Consider the following 6,765-nt stretch of genomic DNA (forward strand, 5'->3'; position numbering starts at 1 on the left):
AAGGAAAGAGAGAAGATAAGGGAAAAAGAAATTATAAAGTTTAGAGAAGAGAATAAGCGTAAGGAAGAAGAAAGAAGGAAAGAAGAGATATTAGAAATAAAGGTACAGAAAGTAGCGAATGAACTTAGAAGTAAGGCGTTAGCTGAGCTAGAAGATAGTTGGGGTAGGGCAGGGGAAGAGAAGGGGAGGAAAGAATTTGAAGAATACATGTTTAGTGATAAACAGGAATACAAAGTTGTAGATCCTTTCAAGGAAGAGTTTAGAAGGCAAGGTTGGGAGATGGCATTTGCCGAATATGTATATACCCAATTTAAGTTGCATCATTATATACGAAAAAGTGAAAAATATTTTGAGGAAAAAGCTAGAAAAGGAATTCCTAATTTAATAAATTATAATCAAAATATAAATTTTAATCTACATAATGAACATCTTAAAAGTATGTAAAAAAATCATAAAAAGAGAATTTTATGAGTATTAATAAAGTAAAAAACTATCTTCAACTGGAAGAAATCTATAAAAAATATGTTGTTTTAGAATCGGTTAACGATTTGTTAAATTGGGATAGTTCAGTAGTAATGCCAAGCTTAGGAAGTAATTCAAGGGCTATACAAATATCCACTATAAAAAATCTTTCTAATTCTATTATTAAAAGCTTAAAGGTTTCTGAATTACTTAAAAGAAGTGAAGATGAAAAATTAGATTATTGGCAATTAAGAAACCTTCAAGAAATGAAGAGGCTTCATACTGATGCGACAATAATTGATAAAAAATTACATGAAAGATTATCGCTAAGTATAGCTGAATGTGAAGTTATATGGAGAGATGCAAAAAAGGAAAATAACTTTAAAAAATTACAGCCTTATTTAAATAAAGTAATTAACTTAGTTCAAGAAGTAGCAACCGTAAAAGCATCATTTTATGGTACTACAAAATATGATGCTCTTGTTAGTCAATTTGATGTTGGTAGAACGACTGTAAAAATAGACGCCCTGTTTAATCAAGTCGAAACATATCTAACACAGAACATAGATCGAGTAATTGAGAAACAAGAAAAGGAGAGTTTTAATATTGCGAGATTACCTTTTGTACCAATAGGAGTACAAAAGAAACTAATTAAAGAAATTTTAAAAAAAATAGGTTTTGATTTTTCTAAAGGAAGGTTAGATACAAGCTCACATCCATTTTGCAGAGGTATATCTACTGATACCAGAATCACAACTAGATATACTAAAGCAAATTTTCTTTATGCACTTATGGGAGCTATCCATGAAGCCGGGCATGGAATGTACATACAAAATATAGCAAAAGATTGGGAAAATCAACCAATTGGTTTCTATAAGAATATGACAATTCATGAAAGCCAATCTTTGTTTTATGAATACCAAATAGCTAGTAGCCAACAATTTATCGAATATATTTTACCAATATTACAAAATTATATAACAGATACTATATCAGTAGAAAGTATATATACCCTTATAAATAGAGTAAAAAAAAGCGATATTAGAATAGAGGCTGATGAATTTACTTATCCATTACACGTAATACATAGATATAAACTAGAAAAAGCACTAATTGAAGAAAATCTAAAAGCAGAAGATATACCATCTTTATGGGATGAAAGTTTTTACAAGCTTTTTGGTAAGAAGCCGGATTCTGATAGTACAGGTTGCTTACAAGATATTCATTGGTCTTTAGGATATTTTGGATATTTTCCATGCTATTTATTAGGTGCAATGTTTGCTGCACAACTTAAATATAAAGTTGAAAGCTCTATACCTAGTTTACAATATGAGTACACTGATACTAATTTAAATGATGTGCAAAAATGGTTAAATTTTAATATACATAATTATGGGGGTTTATATAGTTCGGATGAACTTATTGCTAAATCTTGTGGAGAAGAATTAAAGAGTGAATATTTAAAAAAATACTTAACCGGTAAATTTGATAACTAATGATTTAGTAAGTAAATATTGTTAATGTAATATAAAATACTAAATAAAAACAAATACTTGATATAAATACATTATTATATTAAAATACTATTAAATTTATATAATTATTTGTTAATTTATGTTTGCAGCTTTTTATAGTTTATTTCATTGTAAGGATAAGAGTATATAGCTGTGCAACCTCCTAAGCAAAAAGCAAATATACATTTGATTATATCACTAATACTTATGGTTTTATTGTCATGTTCTTTCATTACAATATATGCTCTTAAAAAATTTGATTTACAGCAAAAAGAACTACTAGCAAGCTTTTATAACAGCTTTTTAAAAGAAATTATTCATGATATTGACCGAGCAAAGTTAATATTAAGTATAGCTGGTGAAAACATAAAACCTGTTAAAGATAATACTTTTAAAATTAATAAATATATAAATGAATTCAATATCCAAACTCTTTTTGCAAGAGTTAAAAACTATAGAATCTACTTAGAAAACTGTAAGGGAAGCACACATAGTATTTATAAAATACATGATATTATAGATAAAATTAAAGTTTCCCACTTATTAGAGCAAGGTAGATGCTTAATTATTGAGTTTGATTATAACGAACTACTTAATAATACAAGCTATTTTGCAGACAGTAATCATATATCATATGTGCTGATTAACTCTGAGAAAAATAACTTTATAAATAATATCACCAAAGATAAAAATGATTATAAGTCACATATTAAGTTAGAAAAAAACTTAAAAAATGGAATTATAATTTTAGCATGGATAAATAAAGATTACTTATATGAAAAGTATAAGGAAATAATAATATTAGCAATTTCAGTTATGCTAATTATGCTGATATGTATTATTTACCTTTTTCTTAAATCAAAAAACTATTTTTCAAACATTCTACATAACCATTATGAATCTCAGATACTGAACATAAATAGTACATGTAAAAAGCTAATAAGCACAAATTCTGAATTAGAAGTAACTTATAAACAACTAAAAGGTACTTTATCAGTTAGAAATGAAATACATAGTACAATTGTACAGGGATTACAAAAATCATCTTCAGATATTGCAAATTCTTTAGCCTCTTTATTGGAAAAATTTAGAATAGTAAAAGGTACAGAGCTTCATTATATGCACTTAGAGCATGAGATCCAAAGTATATTTTTTAAGACACTAAATTTGTCTGAGCAAAAAATATTAATTAAGGATTCAGATTCGATTGATTTAAAATCAATTATTGAAAAGAGTATTGCTTACTGGTTAGATGAAATTCAAGAAAAGAAATTAAGTATTATATTTAACTATAAGCTTTCTAAGCTAAATTTACCCTATAGTTCAATAACTATAACTCAAATATTATGCAGTTTAATAGGGTTAATAATTAGTACCTTACCTAAAGAAAAACAATTAATAATTAATATAACAAGCAGTAGTACAGATATTGAATTAGAGCTAATAGATAATGGTTTTCATTTTAATTTGGAAGAACTAGATAAGCATACAAGGAATAATAAAATGTTTAACTTTCTTCTTTTATGGGAGGAATTAATTATAGCATTAAAAGAGTTAAATATTAGGTATCAAAGCTGCACTAATACAGAAACAAATAACATATTTAGGATTCTTCTTAGTAAAAGCACTATTGCAGAGCAGGAGGTAAGAAAACAAAATGTGGTTGCATTATCCGATTATAAAAAGAGTTAAAATCCTAAGTATATTTCTTGTGATAATATATAGTAATTATGCGTTTGCTAATAGTTCAAATGCACAAAAGGTTTCAAACTTAATTTATCCAAGTCAATATTTTTCAGGAAGAGAAAACTACTTACAAAATATATTGAAAAATCATAAGTCAGGTAAAAATATAGTTTCTTTAACTGGCATAACAGGAATTGGTAAATCTCAGATTGCAAGGCAGTATGCATTGCAAAACAGAGAAAATTATATGGTTTTTTGATTGTAAAAATGATCCAGAAAGCCAATTTCAAGAGTTAGCAAAAAATATCAACTTAGCATTTTGCTCTAATAAGAAAAGTGATTGCTATATATCCTATGATATAGAAAAGGTCATTAATAATGTAAGTGAGTATTTGAAAAGAAATGATAACTGGTTATTAATATTTGATAATTTTTTAATTGAAAGTAAATTTTCTGGTATCAAGATCCTTGAAGAGCCTTTAACTAAAGAGCAAAATATATTGTTGTTATCTCAGGTTAAAGAAGGTTTACCAAATATAATAAATGTAGGCTTATTTTCAACCAGCGAAGCCACACAGTATCTTAATAAAAAACTAAACGATTATCCTGAGGAAGACATAGAGTTACTAGCTAAAGTCATGGAAAATTATCCTCTCGGATTAGCAAAAAGCTCAAGTTTTTTAGCAAATAATCAATATTTTTCCGTAATAGACTTTAAAGATATGATGGAGGAAGACATAGAAACTTTAGATAAAATTAGTGATAGTGCTATAGAGCAAAAAACGTACAATCAATCAGTTGTTAAGTATGTTAAATTATATTACCCTAAGCTAAGCCAAGAAGCACAACAGATATTAATTTATAGTAGTTTAATAGATAACTATAATTTACATAAAGAAATATTAGAAAAAATATGGAATAGCACAGGTCAAACAAAAGCTAGCTTTTTAAATGCTTTATACGAAATAAATAAATATGGATTAGTAGAGTTTAAAAAAATGGATAATCATAACACAATAGAAAATGCTGAGTTTGAATTACATGACTTATTAAAAATATCCTTACATAAATATTTAGGCTCAGAAGCAATAAGTAAAAATACGGACGAGCTCCTAAAGAAATTAAACAATTGGTTACCTAATGATGTAAGCGAACTAGGTCAATTAAATAATCAATACCCTACTTTGCTCAGTAACCTAGAAAGGTTGTTAGAAAACGCAAAAAAATATAAATCTGATATCAAAGAAATAATGCATTTAAAAAAGCATTTATTATTATTATATTTCTATCGATTAGATTACCGTAATGCTAAAGTTATTTTGGATTGGTTTGATAAAACACTTCCAGAATTTAATATAATTAAAAATGACGAAAAATTAAATAATATAATTGCCAATGTTTTGTTATATAGGGCAACTTATGCTGACTTTGTTACAGATGATTGCCTAGCTGCTATAGAAGATTTTAATAAAGCTCTAAACCTTATTATCAATAACCCTGATATTCACTATGATTTAATATATACAATATTATCCATGTTATCACAGACAGAAATTAGTATAGGTGAACTAGAAAATGCAGAAAAGCATATAATCGCTGCTGAAGAAATTGTAAACAAATATACTAACCTTCCAAATTTAGGGTTATTTTATTATGTTAAATCCTATATAGAAATATCTAAAGGGAATGACGAAAAAGCATTATCCCATGCAAACCAAGCTATTAAAGTAGAAGAAAATTTGGCAGATGATCAATTTACAGCCCCAAGTTTCTTACTTAAAGCAGAAGCACTTAATAGAATGCAACAATACAAACAAGCTTTTGAGATAAGTAATAATATATATATAAAATCTAATCAGTATTTCAATGAAGATCATGAGTTACAGTCCCGTATCTTGACCGAATTAGCTAGAGCTGAATTAGGCCTTAAAAATGTAGAGCAGGCTGACCATCATATTACACAAGCAATAAATGTTATGTTAGAGCATATCAAAAATTCAGATAGCAAAAATAGTTTAGAACAAAGCGATGAGTTAGCTGCAATTTACTTTGTAAAAGGTAAAATAGAGTCTTATAATAATAACTTACAAAAGGCAATGGATTGGTTTAAAAAAACATATTCAATTTATGAACACAGATATAAGAATTTAAAGATAGATTACATAAGTGAGCTATACTTAAATATAGCTTTTGTGGCTTATAAACAAAAAGACAAGTACACTTTAAACCAAATAATAAATAAACATCAAACTGAATTTGGTTTAGATCATCCGAGGACTAAAGAAATGATTAAACAGTTTATGAATATTAATGATTTGTAAGTATAGAACCTAATTGTTTTTAAGGTTATGCTCAATAAGCCATTCAATAAACTGAGGATCAAACTCATTATTTTTTTTAGTTACAGAATAAACATAAGATTCTTCTATGAAAAAAAGTATTTGTGGTAATTTAGGTTGAAGATTGATCTCTTTAATATATGCAATTATGGCTTCTGTAATTTTATGAAATAAATCAGGATTCCATTCTATACTATCTAAATGTTTATCCGCCTTATTCGAATTGAAACCAGCTACATTAGAGCTGGAAAGGTTGCCAATAAGTTCATCTAAAGAACAGTTTAATGCCCTAGCAATAGCATGTAAGGTGGTTATTGTAGGATTTTGAGAGCGACCTTCTACAATATTTCTAACAGCATTTTGTGGTAACCCTGCTATTTTTTCTACAGAAGAAATGGTTCTTTTCTGTTCTTCAATCTTTTGGGCTATTATTTCTCTAAGTTTTTCTGCAAGCATTATAATATTTAATATTTATATGATTATATGTATAAAATTATTTACATGTATGTATAAATTATGTACAATACAACACATTATATATTTGTTTATGTATATAGTAAACAAAAAAGGCGGTTACCGTAAATAACCACCTTTTTAAAGGTCTGATAGACCAAAGACTTAGAAGTATAATCTATCAGATCAACAAGCAAAAAACAAGTAAATATAGCGGTAATGCTAAACCATTGCTGCTAGATATAAAGGAGAAATATATGCGAAGCGGAGCGTATGTAGAAATACTTGGTAGATTAGGTAGTGATATACAA

The 6,765-nt window shown here is 27.2% G+C and carries 6 protein-coding genes; 5 read left to right on the forward strand and 1 reads right to left on the reverse strand.

Going from position 1 to position 6,765, the window contains the following annotated elements; translation table 11 throughout:
- The 5 genes from NF27_RS12210 to NF27_RS01115 form a co-directional block, all read left to right on the forward strand.
- Nucleotides 1-444, forward strand: a 444-nt coding sequence (locus NF27_RS12210) for a hypothetical protein (RefSeq protein WP_039454870.1), incomplete at its 5' end; no start/stop codon positions are given.
- 23 nt (nucleotides 445-467) lie between these two features.
- Nucleotides 468-1,958, forward strand: a complete 1,491-nt coding sequence (locus NF27_RS01100) for a carboxypeptidase M32 (protein ID WP_039454872.1) — start codon at nucleotides 468-470, stop codon at nucleotides 1,956-1,958.
- Between the two features lie 225 nt (nucleotides 1,959-2,183).
- A complete protein-coding gene (locus NF27_RS01105; protein ID WP_152606807.1) occupies nucleotides 2,184-3,668 on the forward strand; it encodes a hypothetical protein in 1,485 nt (494 codons plus the stop codon).
- Between the two features lie 19 nt (nucleotides 3,669-3,687).
- Entirely contained in the window at nucleotides 3,688-3,921 is a 234-nt protein-coding gene (locus NF27_RS01110) for a P-loop NTPase family protein (protein WP_152606808.1), read from the forward strand.
- Entirely contained in the window at nucleotides 3,884-5,983 is a 2,100-nt protein-coding gene (locus tag NF27_RS01115; protein ID WP_039454883.1) for a tetratricopeptide repeat protein, read from the forward strand. Before NF27_RS01110 ends, NF27_RS01115 begins: the two co-directional genes overlap by 38 nt.
- A 9-nt stretch (nucleotides 5,984-5,992) precedes the next feature.
- On the opposite strand, the gene NF27_RS01120 is transcribed toward NF27_RS01115, so the two are convergent.
- Entirely contained in the window at nucleotides 5,993-6,457 is a 465-nt protein-coding gene (locus tag NF27_RS01120; protein WP_039454886.1) for a helix-turn-helix domain-containing protein, read from the reverse strand.
- Nucleotides 6,458-6,765: the final 308 nt, after the last annotated feature.

It is taken from the genome of Candidatus Jidaibacter acanthamoeba (assembly GCF_000815465.1).
Taxonomy (GTDB): Bacteria; Pseudomonadota; Alphaproteobacteria; order Rickettsiales; family Midichloriaceae; genus Jidaibacter; species Jidaibacter acanthamoebae.